Annotated in this window: 18 protein-coding genes; 3 read left to right on the forward strand and 15 right to left on the reverse strand. The window is 63.5% G+C overall.

All coding sequences use genetic code 11. From position 1 onward, the window contains the following. Nucleotides 1-251 precede the first annotated feature (251 nt). The 7 genes from RR842_RS02565 to RR842_RS02595 form a co-directional block, all read right to left on the reverse strand. Entirely contained in the window at nucleotides 252-794 is a 543-nt protein-coding gene (locus tag RR842_RS02565) for a DUF177 domain-containing protein (protein WP_332728931.1), read from the reverse strand. Continuing rightward, complete coding sequence (locus RR842_RS02570; RefSeq protein ID WP_332513193.1) at nucleotides 794-1267, reverse strand: ATPase; 474 nt, start codon at nucleotides 1265-1267, stop codon at nucleotides 794-796. Before RR842_RS02570 ends, RR842_RS02565 begins: the two co-directional genes overlap by 1 nt. A 186-nt stretch (nucleotides 1268-1453) precedes the next feature. Further along, nucleotides 1454-1933, reverse strand: a complete 480-nt coding sequence (gene coaD / locus RR842_RS02575; RefSeq protein WP_332513192.1) for a pantetheine-phosphate adenylyltransferase — start codon at nucleotides 1931-1933, stop codon at nucleotides 1454-1456. Beyond that, a complete protein-coding gene (rsmD, locus tag RR842_RS02580) occupies nucleotides 1930-2589 on the reverse strand; it encodes a 16S rRNA (guanine(966)-N(2))-methyltransferase RsmD (RefSeq protein WP_332513190.1) in 660 nt (219 codons plus the stop codon). The genes coaD and rsmD overlap by 4 nt, the downstream gene beginning before the upstream one ends. A gap of 1 nt (nucleotide 2590) precedes the next feature. Beyond that, the gene (locus tag RR842_RS02585; RefSeq protein ID WP_332728932.1) at nucleotides 2591-4819 is read right to left on the reverse strand and encodes an ATP-dependent DNA helicase RecG; all 2229 of its coding nucleotides are present in this window, start codon (nucleotides 4817-4819) and stop codon (nucleotides 2591-2593) included. A gap of 18 nt (nucleotides 4820-4837) precedes the next feature. Continuing rightward, nucleotides 4838-6472: a DAK2 domain-containing protein gene (locus RR842_RS02590; protein ID WP_332513186.1), complete on the reverse strand. Its 1635-nt coding sequence runs from the start codon at nucleotides 6470-6472 to the stop codon at nucleotides 4838-4840. 98 nt (nucleotides 6473-6570) lie between these two features. After that, complete coding sequence (locus RR842_RS02595) at nucleotides 6571-6918, reverse strand: Asp23/Gls24 family envelope stress response protein (protein ID WP_332513185.1); 348 nt, start codon at nucleotides 6916-6918, stop codon at nucleotides 6571-6573. 228 nt (nucleotides 6919-7146) lie between these two features. Here RR842_RS02595 and rpmB point away from each other — a divergent pair, with 228 nt between their 5' ends. Then, a complete protein-coding gene (gene rpmB / locus RR842_RS02600) occupies nucleotides 7147-7338 on the forward strand; it encodes a 50S ribosomal protein L28 (protein WP_332513184.1) in 192 nt (63 codons plus the stop codon). Between the two features lie 233 nt (nucleotides 7339-7571). Here rpmB and queD read toward each other — a convergent pair whose 3' ends face one another. The 6 genes from queD to rpe are packed head-to-tail and all read right to left on the reverse strand — an operon-like array spanning nucleotide 7572 to nucleotide 12519. After that, on the reverse strand, nucleotides 7572-8039 hold the full coding sequence (gene queD / locus RR842_RS02605; RefSeq protein ID WP_332513183.1) for a 6-carboxytetrahydropterin synthase QueD: 468 nt from the start codon (nucleotides 8037-8039) through the stop codon (nucleotides 7572-7574). A 31-nt stretch (nucleotides 8040-8070) separates the two neighbouring features. Then, complete coding sequence (locus RR842_RS02610) at nucleotides 8071-8790, reverse strand: hypothetical protein (RefSeq protein WP_332513182.1); 720 nt, start codon at nucleotides 8788-8790, stop codon at nucleotides 8071-8073. Between the two features lie 51 nt (nucleotides 8791-8841). Continuing rightward, nucleotides 8842-9738, reverse strand: a complete 897-nt coding sequence (locus RR842_RS02615; RefSeq protein WP_332517446.1) for a Nif3-like dinuclear metal center hexameric protein — start codon at nucleotides 9736-9738, stop codon at nucleotides 8842-8844. Nucleotides 9739-9778: 40 nt separating this feature from the next. Beyond that, on the reverse strand, nucleotides 9779-10594 hold the full coding sequence (locus RR842_RS02620) for a histidinol-phosphatase HisJ family protein (protein ID WP_332513180.1): 816 nt from the start codon (nucleotides 10592-10594) through the stop codon (nucleotides 9779-9781). Between the two features lie 3 nt (nucleotides 10595-10597). Then, entirely contained in the window at nucleotides 10598-11806 is a 1209-nt protein-coding gene (locus tag RR842_RS02625) for a cysteine desulfurase family protein (protein WP_332513178.1), read from the reverse strand. Next, a complete protein-coding gene (gene rpe, locus RR842_RS02630) occupies nucleotides 11791-12519 on the reverse strand; it encodes a ribulose-phosphate 3-epimerase (RefSeq protein WP_332513176.1) in 729 nt (242 codons plus the stop codon). The genes RR842_RS02625 and rpe overlap by 16 nt, the downstream gene beginning before the upstream one ends. A 353-nt stretch (nucleotides 12520-12872) precedes the next feature. Here rpe and RR842_RS02635 point away from each other — a divergent pair, with 353 nt between their 5' ends. Both RR842_RS02635 and RR842_RS02640 read left to right on the forward strand, forming a co-directional pair. Further along, nucleotides 12873-13358 carry a methylated-DNA--[protein]-cysteine S-methyltransferase gene (locus RR842_RS02635; RefSeq protein WP_332513174.1) on the forward strand — a complete coding sequence of 162 codons (486 nt, stop codon included), beginning with the start codon at nucleotides 12873-12875 and terminating at the stop codon, nucleotides 13356-13358. 165 nt (nucleotides 13359-13523) lie between these two features. Then, nucleotides 13524-15554: an NAD(P)H-hydrate epimerase gene (locus RR842_RS02640; RefSeq protein ID WP_332728933.1), complete on the forward strand. Its 2031-nt coding sequence runs from the start codon at nucleotides 13524-13526 to the stop codon at nucleotides 15552-15554. Nucleotides 15555-16196: 642 nt separating this feature from the next. On the opposite strand, the gene RR842_RS02645 is transcribed toward RR842_RS02640, so the two are convergent. Continuing rightward, entirely contained in the window at nucleotides 16197-17198 is a 1002-nt protein-coding gene (locus tag RR842_RS02645; protein WP_332513000.1) for an NAD(P)H-dependent glycerol-3-phosphate dehydrogenase, read from the reverse strand. After that, on the reverse strand, nucleotides 17195-17878 hold the full coding sequence (plsY, locus tag RR842_RS02650) for a glycerol-3-phosphate 1-O-acyltransferase PlsY (RefSeq protein ID WP_332553244.1): 684 nt from the start codon (nucleotides 17876-17878) through the stop codon (nucleotides 17195-17197). The genes RR842_RS02645 and plsY overlap by 4 nt, the downstream gene beginning before the upstream one ends. Nucleotides 17879-17882: the final 4 nt, after the last annotated feature.

Consider the following 17882-nt stretch of genomic DNA (forward strand, 5'->3'; position numbering starts at 1 on the left):
CGCCTTCGGTTGCCGCAACGCCCTACAATCCACCCCGAGCCTCTTCGCGATCCACTTCATGTTGCGCTGCCATACTGCTATCTCTTCCTTATGATATCGACGATCCAGGCACCCTCAGGGCAAGGAGTGTCCGGATTGATAGCCAGCTCTTCGGCAATGCGGGCAGGTGTATAAAACGAGACGGAAGCTAAAAAACCTCCGTCTCGTCTTTACGGTATGAAAGATACCTTGGGGAATGCTGCACGTTAGTTCTACTCGAACGGGAACCCCTTCAATGCAGCGAAGGGACTCGGAGGCGTGTCCTCTTCCTCGTCGACCGGTTCGCAACCGCAGTCGCCGTCGTTCAGGTTCGCCCCGCACGTGGGACAAAGCCCTCGGCAGGCCTCCTCGCACAACGGCACCAAGGGAAACTCCACCAGCAACGCTGCGGTGATCAGAGGCGCGAGGTCGATCGTGTTGCTTTCGGGCAGCACATCGAACTCATCGCCCTCCAGGTCGTCGGGGGAGGCGCTTTCGGCATCGAACACGTAATAGCCCTCTATCTCACCGGTCACGGCGAAGGCGAAATCATCCACGCAACGCGCGCACGACGTCTTGGCCTCCCCTTCCACGGTACCGGTCACCAACAGGGCATCGCCCGTGTTCGTCACATCCACCTGCCAAGCAAGCGGAGCAGCGAAGTCGTACAGATCAGGACCGGCCTTCATAACGCCGGCAACGTAGATACCCTCGAAATGAGAACTCTCCGCAGGTGCGAAGAGCTCGGAGGGTATATGGATACTCGTCTCGTTCATCAGCGACCGGAGGCCAGGGAGTTGGCGTTCAGGCGGTCACGGCAACGGCGAACATTGTTCAACAGCGTGTCCATGCTCTGCTCCACATGTCCGAACACCTCGTCGGCGTAGTCTTCGGCACCAGCACGTGTCTGGCGCTCCAGCTCGCGGGCGTCGGCCATGATCTGGTCGGCCTGCTGCTGGGAGATACGCACGATCTCCTGCTCGCTTGCAATGGTCATAGCCTGGCTGCGCGCATCTTCGATCATGCGGTTCGACTCGGCCTCGGCATCGTCAAGCAGGCTCTGACGCTCGCGCACGATCTGACGTGCCTGCGAGAACTCGCTGGGGAACGTATCGCGGATCTCGTCCATGATCTCGAATGCTGCGGCAATATCGACTTGGCGCATGTTGCCTTTGCCGAAGACCGGCTTCGAATCCTCGAGGAGGATCGAGAGCTCTTCAAGCAGCCCCAAGACTCCTGTTTCGTCCATGATTGTCCTTCCACCCAAGCGTGCTGCGTTTCGTGTGCGTTTGGCGCACAGGTACATCCCCGCCGTATACATGCGTCAAGGTATTCTAGCAGGTTTGGCAGGATAACCCAACGTCAATGCACAAACCGCGCACATTTTACCCGGTCGGAAGCCCGCCGTTGCGTACCCGTTCCCGTACTGACAACCTTATTCGGGAAACTTCTGCTCCAAGGCCGTCTTCACGCAGGCAGGCACGAAACCGTTCACGTTACCGTGCAGGCTCGCTATCTCGCGCACGATCGACGAGGACAGGTACATGTAATCCGGAGGCGACATGATGAACAGCGTCTCGAGCTCCTGATTCAACTGATAGTTGAGTGCCGTCATCTGGAACTCGTACTCGAAGTCGGTGATGGCGCGCAAGCCCTTCACTACGACGGAAACATTCAAGCGTGCGGCGAAATCGACCAGCAGCTCGTCAAACGGCTCGACCCGTACGTTGGGCAGATGACTCGTCGCCTGGCGCACCAGATCGACCCGCTCTTCCAGCGTGAACAGCGGACCTTTTTTCTGCGAGGCGGCTACCCCGACCACCACTTCGTCCACCAGCTGTGCCGCACGCGTGATCACGTCGAGGTGCCCGCTGGTGATAGGATCAAACGTGCCAGGTGTCAGTGCTCGTTTCATAGGGGTCGGTTCCGTTCCTTCTCCTCGCCGGCATCGCCGGCATGCGTCTCAGGCGACAGGTCGGGTGCCTCACACCCGGGCGCTGCGCCCCTCAAGATATCCACGACAGTATCCCCGTACTTTTTGCGCGACGCAAGGGACAAACCGCACGTTTTCGCCACCCGGTCGACATCCTCTCTGGAAGCGGCGGCATGCTCGTAGACGATAAGCACCTTAGAAGCCAGTGCCCCTGCACGGGAAAGCTCTGCCACCATCCCCAGTACAACGTCGGCCTCGCAGGCATACGGCGGATCGAGGAATACCAGATCGAAAGCAGGCCTGACCTGCACGGGCGGAGTTTTAAGCACGTCTTTCCGCTGCATGCGCGCCCGTGTTGCGGGAAGGCCGAGCACGCGCGCATTGTCCTCCACCACGCGCAACGCCGCGCCATCGCGCTCGAAGAAGTGCACCGAGGCGGCACCGCGCGACAGCGCCTCGAAGCCGAGCGCACCCGAGCCGGCGAACGCATCCAATACCACGGCGCCCTCGAAGCCGCCACGTGCGCTGGCCACCGCGCTCATCAGCGCCTCGCGCACGCGATCGGTCGTGGGCCGCGTGTCCTGGCCCTTCGGGGCCTTCAGCACGCGGCCGCGGAACTCTCCTGAAATGATGCGCATATCAGCCTCCCTGCACCGTTGCGGCGCGCTTGAACGCAAGCCGCGCCTCGCGGGCAAGCGCCCGGTGCGCAGGCGCTTCCAGTTTCGGATCTTCCTCGAGAAGCGCCAGCGCGTCGGCGTAGGCCGCTTCGATGATCTTGCCGTCGCGCACGACGTTTACCAGCTTGAGCGCCGAAGCGCCGTGCTGGCGGTTTCCCAGGATGTCGCCCTCGCGGCGCAGCGACAGGTCGTAGGCTGCCAGCTCGTACCCGTCGTCGGTCGTCTCCATGGCCGAAAGACGCTTCAGCGCGGCCTCCGTGCGCGAAGCCGATATCAGGTACACCTCGCCGGGTAAGCTGCCACGTCCGACGCGCCCGCGCAGCTGGTGGAGTTGCGACAAGCCGAAGCGGTCGGCATCCTCGATGATCATGACCGTGGCGTTCGGCACGTCCACACCCACCTCGATGACCGTCGTGGCCACCAGGACCTGCGTCTCTCCGTCGCGGAAGCGCTGCATCACGTCCTGTTTTTCAGTTCCGGGCATGCGGCCGTGCAGGAGCTCCACCTGATAGGCGGAGAAGGTCTTGTGCTGCAGGAAGGCCGCTTCCTTTTCGGCGGCAGCCACGTTGTCGCACGCAAGGTCATCGTCGCCCTCGATGCTGATGGCCGCGTACACGTATTCGTCCTCGTCGCCCTCGCGGGCGGCTCGCTTGCCTGCCTTCTCGTCGCGGTCCTCCGAGGAGGCTCCGATAAGCGGGCATACCACGTATACCTGCTCGCCGCGCCCGAGCGCCGCGAGCGCGGCATCGTAGGCGTGTCCGCGATCCTGCTTCGTATGCACCTTGGTCGTGCGCCGGGATGCGTCATGGGGGCGGTGCCTGATATAGGACAAGGTCAGGTTGCCGAACAACGCGAGCGCAAGCGAACGCGGGATAGGCGTGGCCGTAAGGTAGAGCGCATCGGGCGCCTCTCCCTTAGCCAGCAGCTTCGCGCGCTGGTCAACACCGAAACGCTGTTGCTCGTCGATGACCGCTAACGTGCACTTCGCGGGCACCACATCATCTTCCAGAAGCGCATGGGTTCCGATAAGCACATCCACCTCGGCTGCCGACACGCGCGCGAGGATAGCCTCGCGGTCCGCAGGTGCCGTGGAGCCCGTCAGCACGTCCCAGGTGATGCCGGCCGCATCGAATAGCGGCCCCAGGCTTTGCCCATGCTGGCGCGCCAGCACCTCGGTCGGCGCCATGAGCAGCGCCTGCGAGCCCGTGTCGGCCGCAGCGGCCAGCGCGAACGCTGCCACGACGGTCTTGCCGGTGCCCACGTCCCCCAAAAGTAGGTGATTCGCAGCCTGGGGTGCCGCCAGCACGCCCAAAATGTCGCGCTTCGCCGCCTGCTGCTCTTCGGTGAGGTCGAACGGAAGCGCCGCCGCCAATGCCGCCACACAGGGGCCATCCACCACATGCGACACCGGCACCCTCCCGTGCGTGCGAGCACGGCCCTCTTCCATGAGCATGAGCTCCAAGAAGAGCAGCTCTTCGTATACCAGGCGGCGACGTGCCTCAGCCACCTCGTTCATGCTCTGGGGAAAATGGATAGCGGAAAGCGCGGCACCGCGACTCATCAGACGGTACTTCGCCCGCAACTCCAACGGCAGCGGATCGTACAGGCCTGCCACCTGAGCAAGGCCGTTGCCCACGAGCCGGCGTATCCACGCGGCGGACAGCTTCTCGGTAGCCGGATGCACGGGAAAGATCATGCCCCCGCCTGCTGCGTCGCCCTCAACTGCTTCGATAAACGGGTTCGTCATACGCTTGAAGCCGTAGTTGAATTCCAACTTGCCTGCCACGGCCACCTGCATGCCCGCAGACAGCGAGTCCATGAGCCACGGCTGCCTGAATGCCGTCACCATCAGCGTACCCGTGCCGTCCGTAAGCGTCATCTCAACCAGCGTCAGGCGCGGCTTGGGGCGTTTCAGCTTGATCTCGTGGACCGTGCCCTGGATGGTGCATTGCTGCCCGATGGCGGCGGATGCCACGGTCTCCCTGCTTGACAGGTCAATGTAGCGGCGGGGAAAGTGCGTGACCAAGTCGCGCACCGTGCGAACGCCTAAAAGCTCGAAGGCCTTGGCGCGTGCCGGACTTACCAGCCGCACTCGCGTGACGGCTTCGTCCAGCGCCAGCGTCGCCGCAAGCCGGTCGGGAGACGAAGAGGGCGCGGTCGCCGCGCCCTCGGTTGTTCTTCTGTCGCTCACGTACCTGGAACCCGGCGCTTATTCCACCGAGAGAACCACGGGGTACAAGGGCTGCTCGCCGCGGTGAGCGTCGATCTCAAGATCGTCGAACGCGCTCTCGATACGCTCGACCAGCGCGTCGAACGCCGCATCGTCGAAGTCCTCGCCCGCTAGGATGGTGCAGGTGTCGGCATCTGCGGCATCCATATGTGCCAGCAGGTCCATGACCACGTCGGATACGTCCGTGCCCACCGATTCGATGGCGCCGTCGGCGATGCCGATAACGTCACCGTCCTTGATGGGGTTGTCGTGGGCATCCTTCGAGTCCTTGATGGCATGGGTGACCTCGCCTGTGCGCACGTCGGCATAGGCCTCCGTCATAGCCTCAACGTTCTCGTCCAAGCCGGCTTCCTCATCGAAGCCGAACAGCGCCGAGAACGCCTGCGGCACGCTCGTCGTGGACACCACGGCGCACGGCTTCTCGGACAGGCCGCAAGCACTTTGCGCCGCCATGATGATGTTCTTGTTGTTCGGCATGATGATGACAGCGTCCGCGTTCACCTCATTTGCCGCGTCCAGCAAGTCCTTCGTGGACGGGTTCATGGTCTGCCCGCCGGACACGACCACGTCGACCCCCAGGCTCTTCAGGATCTTGGCGTTGCCTTCGCCCGCTGCCACGGCCACGAAGCCGAGCGGCTTGCGCGCCGTCTGCTCGTCGGCAGCAAGCCCCTCGCTGCGCGCCGCGCTCTGCAGCTGCATGTTGTGGATATGCACTTCCGATATCTGGGAGTCATGGTTCAAGAACCAGCCCAGCACCTCGTCGGGACGGTTCGTATGCACGTGCACCTTAAAGTTGGGATGCATGCCCACCATAAGGTCGCAGTCGCCCCCCGTAGTGAGGAAGTCCTTGGCAGCCTCTTCGTCGACGGTGTCGGAGTGCACCAAGAACTCGGTGCAGTAGCGAAACGCCGAGCCTTCCCAATCGTTTACCTGCTCGATCTCGACTTTCGGCATGGTCGAGCGCGCAAAGGCGAGTTCGTCGCCGAGCGGACCCTCCTTACCAGTGAGCGCAGCGACGACACCGTCAAGGAAGATGGCCAGGCCGTAGCCGCCCGCATCCACCACGCCGTTCTCCTTCAGCACGGGCAGCAGTTCGGGCGTGCGCTGCACCGAGGCGTAGGCTCCGGTCACAACCGCCTCGAGCGCCTCGTCGACCGAAAACTTCTTCTTGCGTGCATGCTTGGCGGCCGCAGCGCTGTCGCGCAGCACGGTGAGGATGGTGCCCTCCACCGGCTTGCGCACCGCCTGGAAAGCCACTTCTACCGCGTGGGAGAACGCCGAGTCGATGCTCTCGGTGCTGAGGGCGTCGTATCCGACGCTGCCCTCGCAAAGCCCTCGCAAGATCTGCGAGGTGATGACTCCCGAGTTGCCACGCGCGCCCATGAGCGCGCCGGTGGTGATGGCCTTGCGTATCTCCGCGCTGCCGGCCCCGATGGGCAGGTGCGCAAGGTTCTCGACCACAGTCTCGAGCGTCAACGACATGTTCGTGCCGGTGTCGCCGTCAGGCACGGGGAACACGTTCAAGCGATTGATCTCATCCTTGCGCTCGCTCAAGGTCTTGCTTGCCGAAGCGATGGCGTTGAGCAGGTCGTTCGCAGTGTAGGATTCTGGCATGGTAGGTCTATCTCTCCTTAGCGTGGAGCGCCGCGCGTTGGTCCCCGTCGGGGCCGCCTGCACGCAGGGCTCGCCTAACTGATCCGATCGAGCGCGGCTTACTTGCGCACCTTGACGCCCTGCACGTGCACCTCGACGCCGTCGATGGGCACCCGTGCGTATTCCTTGAGGGCGAACGTCACCTGGTCAATGAGGTTTTGCGACACGGTGTTGATATTCGTGCCGTACTCGATGACCACGTAGAGTTCAACATGTACGCCCGTTTCGGTCGTGGTGACCACGACTCCTCGGCGCAAACGCGAGGCAGGCAGTATCTTCGCGATGCCGTCGGCTGCAGACGGGGCGGCCATGCCGACGACGCCGTAGCATTCGAGCGCCGCATTACCGACCATATCGGCCAGAACATCGTTGGCAACATGCAAGTTGCCGGGTATCATAGTGCTCATGGCTTATCCTTTCGAAGCGCAGTGCGTTCATCCGCGCGGGGTTCGGCCTCACTGCATCGCAGTATACCGCATGGGAGGATCGGTGTCCGACGTGCCTGCTCCGAGCTGCTTCCATACTACACGAAAAATTCTTGTAAGGCATTTGTTTTATGTGCTATAGTATGAGGGCTTTTTTGTCATCAACGGCTTAAGGCCGTGGAGAAACACAACGAACCTGGAGTGATTACGATGTCTAAAGTTTGCGAAGTTTGCGGTAAGCACCCGGTTGCGGGTCGTAACATCAGCCACTCGCACCGCGTGACGAACCGCGTGTTCCGTCCCAACGTGCAGAAGATCACGATTACGGACAAGGAAGGCCACGTGCGCAAGGCTAACGTGTGCACGAAGTGCATGAAGGCCGGCAAGGTCGTGCGCGCCTAACGCGACTTCGCTTGCCGTCCCCGGCGGACGGCAGCCCCGTAAAACAAAGCCCGCAATCTGCGGGCTTTTTCACGTTGGAGCGAAAACTATGACCAGAGATGGTTCCACCGGCTCAGGGACTCTCAGGCATCCGGTTCGGGAACTCTCAGTCGGGGTGCCTACTGCCTAAGAGCCCCCGAAGCCGGGCGGGCATGACCCTGCCGATACAGGCCGTGCGCGCCCGCCCGGCCACCTTACGGGCGGTACGTCACCTTGGCGAGGGGACTTTCCCAGATACCCACTTCCTTCAACGAGATATGGGCTGGCAGGGTCTTCTCCAACTCGTAGAAAACGACCCGGGACAGATGCTCGGCCGTAGGGCTGATAACATCGAACGGCGGCACATCGTTGATGCAGCGGTGGTCGAAGTTCTCAAGCACCGCATGCAAGTCGCGCTTGATGTCCTTGAAATCGTAGAGCATGCCCACCTCGTCGAGGTGCTGGCCGATAACAACCACCTCGACATCCCAGGTATGGCCGTGCAGGTACTGGCACGGGCCATCGTAGCCGGGCAGCGCATGGGCCGCGTCGAAGTGGTCCTGCACCAGCAGCTCGTAGTGGCCGCCGTGGCGCAGGTGAGAACTGCCGGTGAGCTTGCCGGGGCCGTCGTAGGGGACGTTCTTGCGCACCGTGCGGTCGAGTATCTCGTCGTCTTGCTGCATTTCTTCTTTCCTGTCCGTTCCGTATTGTCCCTTATGCCACTACCAGCAGGCGCTTGCAGTGCGGGCAGGTGCCGAGTGGCGCCTGCGCTTGCAGGTCGATAAGGCGTCCTCCGTCGATGACGTTGCGGCACACGCCGCAACGTCCGTCCATCAAGCGTCCGACGGCCACGCCGCCCGTGCGGGTAGCCGTCTGCTCGTAGGCCTGGCGCAACTCATCGGGAAGAGCCGACTCCAGTGCGCTGCGCTCGGCAGACAAGCGCGCGATGCCCGTCTGCAGGGCGCCCCCCTCTTGCTGGAACGAGGCGATGGCCGCAGCTTCCTGCTTCTCGATTCCGTCAAGGGCGGAAGCCACCTGGCCCTGCACGCCTTCGATCTTCGACAGCTCTTCGCCGACCCGGCCTAATTCTTCCTCCAGCACGTTGCGGCGCTTGGCGAAGCCGTTCAGTTCCTTGGTGTGCGCCTCGACGCTGCGGTAGTCGCCGCGTTGCTCGTCGATGGTCTGCTGCACATGGCGCTGCTTCTCGACCAAGCCGGCGTCCTCGTCCTCAAGCTTGGAGGCCTTAGCTTCGGCCGTCGCGCGCAGCTCGGCTACCTGGCTGCTCTTCTGTTCGATAGCGCGCTTCTTTTGCCGCGCCGTGAGAATGGTCGCACGTTGGGGCAGCGCCTCAAGCTCCTTCTTCCGTTTCAGGAGCTCGAGGTCGATCTGCTGCATCTGCAACAGCGTAGTCATTTGTTCGATAGTTGCTCGCATGTGCTTCCTTCTCTTCGTCTCTCTCGTGCGCCCCGCGCGCCAACCGGTCGGCTAGACGCGCGTCGTTTCCGGATACGACCAGTTCTCTCCCTGGTCAAGGACTACTATCAGGTCGCCAGGCACCCCCGCGCCCTCGACCGCCGCAGCCAGCACCGCCGCAAGCGGCAGCTCGCTGGTGTCGTGGCCCAATTCGACGACCGCCATGCCCGCCTGGGAAAGCGCTAAGGCCTCATGATACTTCATCTCGCCGCATACTAGGCAGTCCACTTGGTCGCGCAGGGCGATTTCCGCCTCGTCGCCCACCGCACCCGTACAGGTAACGATACGTTCGAGTTCACGGGAGAAGTCGCCCCACACACGCGGCTGACGCCCAAACACCGACGTACAGCGCGCAGCCAGCTGTCCCAGCGTCAACGAGCCGTCAGAGGCCTTGACCGTGCAGAGCTGCCCGTAGCCCTTGCGCTTCGTGGAGGCGATAGGCGACACCACGCTTTTGAACTGCAGGTTCAGCATACCCGGCAGCACACGCTGGGCATTCGTGCTCACGTCGAGCGCCGTGTGGTAGGAAAGCAGCGACACCCCGCGGCTGATAGCCGCCCACACCAGCGCACCCGGATTCGCCGCCACCGACGAGGCAGGAGAGAACGACTCGGGTGCCTTCAGGTAGGCGGGATGATGCGTCACGAGCACGTTCGCCCCCCGATCGGCGGCATCTTCCACCGCCTGAACCGTCGCATCCAATGCCACGGCGACGCGCTTCACCATACGTGCAGGATCGCCTACGGTCATGCCCGTGCGATCCCACTCCTCCGCATCCGCAGCAGGGAACTCCTTCAGCAGCGCGCGTTCCAATCCGCCTACCGTGAGAGCGGGTATCGGTTTGGAGAGGGGGCCCGACGCCCGCTGAGCCAAGCCTGCCTGCTCTTTTTTCTTCTTCGGTCCAACCATGTCGATCAACCTCTTTCCTTCTTTCGGAGGGCTTGTTCGTCTATGGTTCGATAGTAATGGTGCGACGGTCGCCGTCGGCTGTCGGCACCGTTACCATTCGATAACCGGCTTGCGCCATAAGGCGGTACCCTGCCCGTATGTCGCGTGCCACCTGGTCGGGATGGTGCGCGTCGGTGCCAACCGTACAGGGCACGCCAGCGCGGCAGAACTCCGCAAGCAGCGCCGGTGCGGGGAACATCTCCTTGCAAGCGTACGTGAGCCCCGACGTGTTCACCTCTACCATGCGCCCAGCCGCGGCACAGGCCTCGGCAGCCCGCTCGTAGAGGGGCTGCACGTCAAAGGTGGGATAATAGTTGAACTTCTTTGCCAGGTCGGGATGCGACATGATGGTGAAAGGGCGATCGGACGACACCGCGTCGCACCAAAGATCGAAGTAGCGGCTCCATATGGAATCGGGAGCGCCGGGCTCCTCCCAGCGGTCGCGCTGCGCCGGGTCGTCGAAGGGCCACAAGTCCACAAAGTGCACCGACCCCAGTATCACCGAAAAGGGCGCCAGGTCGGCCTCGGTGATGACGCGATCTTCGCAGTCTCCCAGCCAATCCAGCTCACAACCCGTGAGTATCTCCAGGTTCGGGTGCTTCGCGCGCGCCTCGTCCAAAGCGCAGAAGTACTCGTCCAGCTTGTCGGCGGACATGGACAGGTAGGCCCTTGGGTCCACGGCCAGCGTCAGCGGGTAGTGCTCGGTCACGGCGATGGTGGTGATGCCAGCCGCCTCGGCGGCGCTCACCATATCCTCGACCGTACCCTCCGCATGCCCGCAGAGCAGGGTATGCGTATGCGTGGTGATCAGTTCCATGCGTCAGCTCCAATCAAGCGCCGAGGCGAGGGCGACGGCGACGGCATCGATATCGGCCTCGGTGGTGTAGCGGCCCATCGAGATGCGCAGTGCACCCTGAGCTCGGTCGTTGCCTATGCCTAAGGCGCGCAGCACATGGCTTGGGTCAAGCGAATGAGACGAGCAGGCCGAGCCACCCGACACGCCGAAGCCCTTCATGTCCAACCGCAGGATGAGCGTCTCGCTTTCCATACCAGCGACCAGCACGTGCACGATATTCGGCAGGAAGTCGACGCTCCCCTCTTCCACATCCACCGTAGCCTCGATACCGTCCATCGAGGAAAGCCTTGCATACAGCTTGTCGCGCAGAAGCCGCAGGCGCGCGGTCTCGCCCTCTTGGTTGACGACGGCGGCATGAAGCGCCGCTGCGAAGCCTGCGATACCAGCGACGTTCTGCGTGCCACTGCGCCGCCCCGCCTCTTGTCCCCCGCCCAGCATATACGGCGAGAACGGCGTGCGCGCCTTCAGGTACAGCAGGCCAACCCCCTTGGGGCCGCCCACTTTATGGGCTGAGAGCGATGCGGCATCCACGCCGAGCCTCCCCAGATCGAGAGGAGCCTTGCCCAGCAGCTGCACGGCATCGGTATGAAAGAGCGCGCCCGCCTCGTGCGCGATCCCGGCAAGTTCGGCAACAGGCTGGATGCTTCCCACTTCGCTGTTGGCGGCCTGCACAGACACAAGCACCGTGTCCGCGTCTATCGCCGCGGCAAGAGAGCGCGCGTCGACGAAGCCCTGACGATCCGGCGCGAGGCGCGTCACGCGGAACCCCTGCGCCTCGAGACGCTTGGCAGGAGCCAGCACGGCGTCGTGCTCAACGGCAGTGGTGATGACATGGGGAACGAACGTGCCCGACCCGCGTTGGCGACGCTCGCTGGCAGCCGCGGAAGCGATGCCGAACAGCGCTGCATCGTCGGCTTCGGTTGCGCCGGACGTGAACACGATCTCGTCGGGTCGCGAGGCGCCCAGGTCGCGCATGATGCTGCGCCGCGCGTCCTCCATCGCCGCAAAGGCAGCGCGGCCCGGTGCATGCAACGAGTTCGCATTGCCGCCCACGCCCAGGTTAGCCAGGCCGGGCATCAGATAGGGCGCCATGGCCTCGGCCGCTTCCGCACCGAGAGGTGCGGTGGCCGCCCAGTCGAGGTAGACGTAGGTATCCGCTACGACAGCAGGCATGCCGGCGACACCTCCTTGTGCGCCGCAAGCGCAGCCAGGCGCGCCTCGTCGGCAACGGCAGCGATGTCGGCAAGGGCACGTGCCGGATCGTCGGCGGCGTACACGGCATTGCCGCACACGAGCACGTCGGCTCCGGCCGCAGCTACCCGGGCTGCCGTTGACAGGCTGATGCCGCCGTCTACTTGGACAAGCGGCGCTGCGCCCACCGCGCGCGCCATCTCTACCACGCGGGCAACCTTGTCTTCAGTTCCTTCGATATAGCTCTGGCCGGAGAAGCCGGGCTCCACGCTCATGACCAGCACCATATCGAGATCGGCGATGACCGGTGCCAGCGCGCCGGTCGGCGTATGCGGCTTGCAAGCGACGGCCGCCAGCGCCCCGGCAGCATGGATAGCCGCAACAGCGCGCGCAAGCCCCTCGGCATCCAGCGCCTCGGCGTGCACGGTGACGAGGTCGGCCCCCGCATCCAGAAACCATGGCAGCTGCTCCAGCGGATTGGATATCATAAGGTGCACATCGAGCGGCAACGAGGTCGCACGCTTCAACTGCTTGACCACGGGCACCCCCATGGTAAGGTTCGGCACGAAGTGCCCGTCCATGACATCGACATGCACGAAGCCGGCACCGGCCTCCTCGATCAGGGCCACATCGCGCCCCAACTGCATGAAGTCTGCCGACAGCAGGGACGGCGCTATCCTCACCGGTTCGAACATACTTGGCTCCTTTGTCACGCATGCATTTCAACCCATTCTAGCGCATGGCCCGGCACCTTCCTGCGCCAAGTGCGGCGGGCGGGCGAAATCAACATGCGTCCCGAAGCGCCCTTTCCTACCGAGTCTCGGCGGGAAAGGGCGCTTCGGGACGCACACCGCATTCGCCAGGAACCGGTACCGAGTAAGTCACCGCAGTGCTCCCTGCGCGGGTCCCCGAAGCCGGCGGCCCGCGCAGGCGGGCGAACCAACGGGCGAACACCCGGCAAACAGGATGTGGAAACGATAAAGGCACGGCAAACGGGACAGGGCCGACTTTATAATGAACACGTACCCGATGGAAAAGAAGGTGCGCCATGGTTTTCGCCTCACCAACGTATTTCACCTACCCTATGCCGCTCGGCCGCCTGACTATCGGCTCCGATGGGCAGGCCCTGTGCGCCATTGCCTTCGGAGAGGCGCAGCTGCCCGGCGAGAAGCGGGCCACCGAGTTGACGAATCGGGCTGCCAACCAGCTGCAGGAGTACTTCGCAGGGAAACGCCGCTCCTTCGACCTGCCGCTTGCACCAGCCGGCACCGATTTCCAAAAACGCGTGTGGAGAGCGCTCGAAGAGATACCGTACGGCCAAACGCGCTCGTACAGCGACATAGCCCACGCCATCGGCAACCCGAAGGCCTGCCGCGCCGTCGGCGGCGCGAACAACAAGAACCCCTTGCCTATCGTGGTGCCCTGCCATCGCGTCATCGGCGCGAACGGCACCTTGGTAGGCTACGGAGGCGGCACGAAGATCAAGACGTACCTGCTCAACCTGGAACGGCACGCCATCGAATCCGACGGCTAGAGCGCAGTCGGCCTCCTTGCGCCGCCACCGGATCGTCGGCGATGGCGATCCCGTCGTCGCTCCACGAGTTGAAGACATCCGCTCTCATCCCCGATGTTATCGCTTATAATCGGGAACATCCAAGCAGCTGCCCTGTAAGGAAAAACGAGAGAGGAACTTTGCGTCGTGAGCGGATACGTCTCGAACATCGTAGTGGGATTTCTGACCTTCCCGCTTATTGCGGCAGTCATCACGCTGCCTTATATGGTCTACCAGTACCGCAAGTTCGGCTCCATTCCCTGGCTGCGTTCGCTGATCGTGTACTCGTTCGTGTTCTATATGCTGGTAGCCTACTATATGGTCATCTTGCCGCTGCCCGAAGACCACTCGGCCATCGTGCCCTACGCAGCCACGCCACAACTGGCTCCCTTCAACTTCGTAAGACTGTTCCTGGAAGGGACGACCGTGTCGCTTTCCGACCCGTCAACCTGGAAGGGCCTGCTGCACGATCCGAACGTCTACGAGGCCCTCTTCAACGTGCTGCTGCTGGTACCCCTGGGCATGTACCTGCGCTACTACTTCAGGCGCACCTGGTGGCAGGCCCTGCTTATCGGGTTCGCCACGACCCTGTTCTACGAGCTTTCCCAGCTCACCGGCCTCTGGGGCATCTACGAGCACCCGTACCGTCTGTTCGATGTGGATGACCTCATACTGAACACGCTGGGCGCCATGGTGGGCTTCTGGCTGGTGGGGCCCGCCCTGCGGGCGCTGCCCGACATACGCCTGGTGAACGAAGAAGCCCGCGAGGCGGGCGTGCGTGCCAGCGTCACGCGACGGGCGCTGTCGTTTTTGGTGGACTTCGCGGTTGCGGGGGCAGTGGCGGCCCTCGCGCTGCTCGCAGCAAGAGTACTCGGCGCACCTGAAACCTTAGCGGCGAGCGGCGTGTCATGGATGGATGCTCAGACCTGGGCAAACCGCGTGAGCCTGCTTGCGTTCTTCGTCGTGGCGCCCACCCTCACGCACGGCCAGACCCTGGGCCAAAAGCTGCTACGCCTGCGCATCGTGCGCCACGACGTCTCGCCTGCGCACTGGTACCATTACCTCGCGCGCTACGGGCTGCTGTACTTGTTCGCCATCGTGCCGTTCGCTGCCTTGTCCGGCATTGTGGGGCTGGACCCCTCCAATGCATCCGAGATGGGTGCCGTGAGCGCATTTGTCGCCAACCACCAGCAAGGCCTGGTCGTCGCCTGGCTGGTGTTCATGGGCGCATGGGCCCTCTCCTTGGTCGTGCGCGCCGTACGCGCCGCCCTGAAAAAGTGCTCCTTCGTCATGCTGAACGGACTTTTGAGCAACACGCGCGTCATGACCGAGGAAGGCGTGCGCATCGAGCGCGAGCGGCGTGCCGTGCTGGACGTAGGCGATGTGGGCAAACTGGAGCGCCTGATAGCAGCCGACGGCACGTCGATGGCTGAGCTTATGGACCGCGCGGGCCATGCCGTGGCCGACGAGGTGCGCGCGCACGTACCCGACCCGGCCCCCGTCGTGGTGCTGACCGGTACCGGCAACAACGGCGGCGACGGATGGGTGGCCGCACTTGAGTTGGCGCAGGCAGGCTATCCTGTCACGCTTGTCGCACCCGATCTGGCAGAGCGTCTCTCTGCGGAGCCGGCGCGCACCGCAGCGCAGGACGCCTTTGCCGCAGCCTCCGAGCAGGGCGTGGCGCTGCGCGTGCTCATAGCGCCCGACACCGACATCCTCAACGATGCCATCGACAAGGCCGCCGCTATCGTGGACGCCCTTTTGGGCACCGGCTTTTCCGGCAACGAAGTGCGCGAGCCCTTCGCCAGCTGGATACGCGCCGCAAACCGCCGCCGTTTCGAAGGCGACCGCGGACGCGGACAAGGCCGCCATCGCAAGCGCACGCACGAACGCGGCGAACATGAGCGCCCGTTGAAAACCCTGCCCAACAAGGTAAAGCATGCCCCCGTGGCCCTCGCCGTCGATGTTCCCAGCGGGCTTTCGGCGCAAACCGGCACCGTGGGCCACCCGACATTCTGCGCCGATCGAACGGTCACCATGCTGGCCTTCAAGCCAGGCCTGGTCGCCGCCTCCACCACTCCTTGGACCGGGGGCGTGAAGCTGGCGAAGCTGGGCGTGGACGTGTCTGCCTACCGAGCGAAGATGGAAGCATTGGCGGAGCCGGGCGGCGCGGAATAGCGAGGCCGAGGGCACATCCCCACCTCGCCGATGCTCTTTGTGCGCGCCGCATTTCCGCGTTGCCGGCAACCAGGGCATAAAAATGCCCTCCTCAGGTTGGGGGACCGGAGGAGGGCTTTGCAGTACGCACTAAGGAGAAGGGGAAGGTGCGTATGCTTCACGTGTCCGTCGGGGGTTTGAGAGAGGAGGGGCTCACACGAGAGACGAGACGGCGGACACTTGGAGGGGTCTTCGGTTTTCAAAGATGCACCCCACTCCCCTCGGGCTCCCGGAAAAGGATCTGCCTGGATCGTTTCGGTGCGCTGCCTACCTTAAGCCACGACCCCGACGCGCGCAAGGCGATTCCAGCTTCGGTAAAATTACGGTGGGCACGCTGTCATCAGGGCGAAAGAAAAGAAAAGAGGGACAGCCGCCGAGGCGTGCAGGCCTACCGTTCGCAGAGGAGGCACCTGCTTCGACCCCTGTGCCGGCAGCGCTATTGCAACCCTCCCCGACCGCCCGCAAGGTGCGCAGCGTACGCCGAGCCGGCGGCGCCTCGCAGCTAAACGTGCTGGGTACATAAGCCCCCATCAAAGGTATCTGCACCCGGTCGCTCGTGCCAGCAGTCTGCTCGCTGCCGGCACGAGCGACGGACTCAATGCCTTATAGCCCGTAAAACTCCGTCGTGAGCGGGCGACCGGTGAGATCGCCTACCACGTCGCGCGGATCGGCGCCTTCCCAGACGATACTGCGCACGACATCGGTGATAGGCAGCTCAACCTGGTACTGAGCCGACAATGTGGCAATAGTGCGGCACGCTAGCGCGCCTTCGGCCACCATATGCGTCTGCGCCGTGAAGTCGTCGAGCGTGCCGCCTTCGGCCAAGAGTTTGCCGAAACGGCGGTTGCGCGAGTGCTCGGACGTGCAGGTGGCAATGAGGTCGCCGGTACCGGCAAGCCCCATGCACGTAATGGCCTGGCCGCCTGCACGCACCACCAGACGGCTCATCTCGGCCAAGCCGCGCGTCATGAGCATGGCGGCCGTATTGTCGCCGTAGCCGATGCCGTAGGACAGCCCCACGGCGATGGCGATGACGTTCTTGAATGCGGCACAGAGCTCCACCCCGCACACGTCGTCGCTGATATAGGTACGGAACGTCTCGCTGGCGAACAGGTCGCGGAAAAACATCGCCGTAGCCTCGGTGGGGCTCGCAACGACCGTGCCGGACGGAATGCCGCGGATGACCTCCTCGGCATGGTTCGGGCCGGAGAGCACGGCCAGGCGGCCCGGGTTGCCGAGCTCTGCCTCGAACACCTCTACGGGCAACAGACCGCTTTCCTCCTCCACGCCCTTCGAGCAGATGATCAAGGGGAAGTCGGGGGCTACCAAACCGTCGAGTTTCTGGGCCACCTCACGCATCAGGCTCGACGGCGTAACGATGACGCCCGCCTGCGCGCCCGCAAGCGCATCCTCGTAGGAAAGCGTGGCCCGGATGCGCTCATCGAGGACGACGTCACTCAAATAGCGCACGTTGCGATGGCTCGCGTTCACGCCCTCCACCACTTCAGGCTTGCGCGCCCACAGGCGCACATCGTTGCCGTTGCCCCCCAGCACCTGGGCCAACGCCGTTCCCCACGAACCTGCCCCGATAACAGCTACGTTCATGCGCGGTCCTTCTTCTTATCGCCGATGCGGCTTTCCGTGCCAGCACGCAAACGCTTGATGTTCTCGCGATGGGCCCAAACGACCGTCAGCCCCGCAATCGAGCAGAACACCCAGGCCAGAGGAGCAAAGGTCGCAAACAGGAAGTAGTATGCCGCGAAAAAGGGCACCGCTGCCGCCGAGGCGATGGAGCCGATAGACACGCGCTTCGTCGCCACCACCAGCACAATGAAGATAAGCAGCTCGAGGCACGCACCAAGGGGCCCGAACGTCATAAACAGGCAGCCCACTGCCACCGCGATGCCCTTGCCGCCCTTGAACTTGAGCCAGGGGCTGAAGATATGTCCCCACGTGCAGGCCAGAAAGGCGATTCCCAACAGCGTGGCCGGATTCGCCAGCACATTCGCCTCGATCCCTTGCCCGACTATCATCGAGGAGGCCACGCCGGCGAGCACGCCGGACAACAGGCCCTTGCCGAAGTCGAGCACGAACACCGCGTAACCGCCCACCTTGCCCATCGTACGGATAGCATTGGTGGTGCCGATGTTGCCCGATCCATGCTCGCGGATGTCGGTGTGGTAGAACACCTTCGAGATGATCAGCCCGAAGGGGATAGAACCCAACAGAAAGGATACGACGAACAGGCCGATGGCGACGAGGGCAAAATATTCGATTCCGTTCATACTC

The organism is Gordonibacter sp. (assembly GCF_036667095.1).
Taxonomy (GTDB): domain Bacteria; phylum Actinomycetota; class Coriobacteriia; order Coriobacteriales; family Eggerthellaceae; genus Gordonibacter.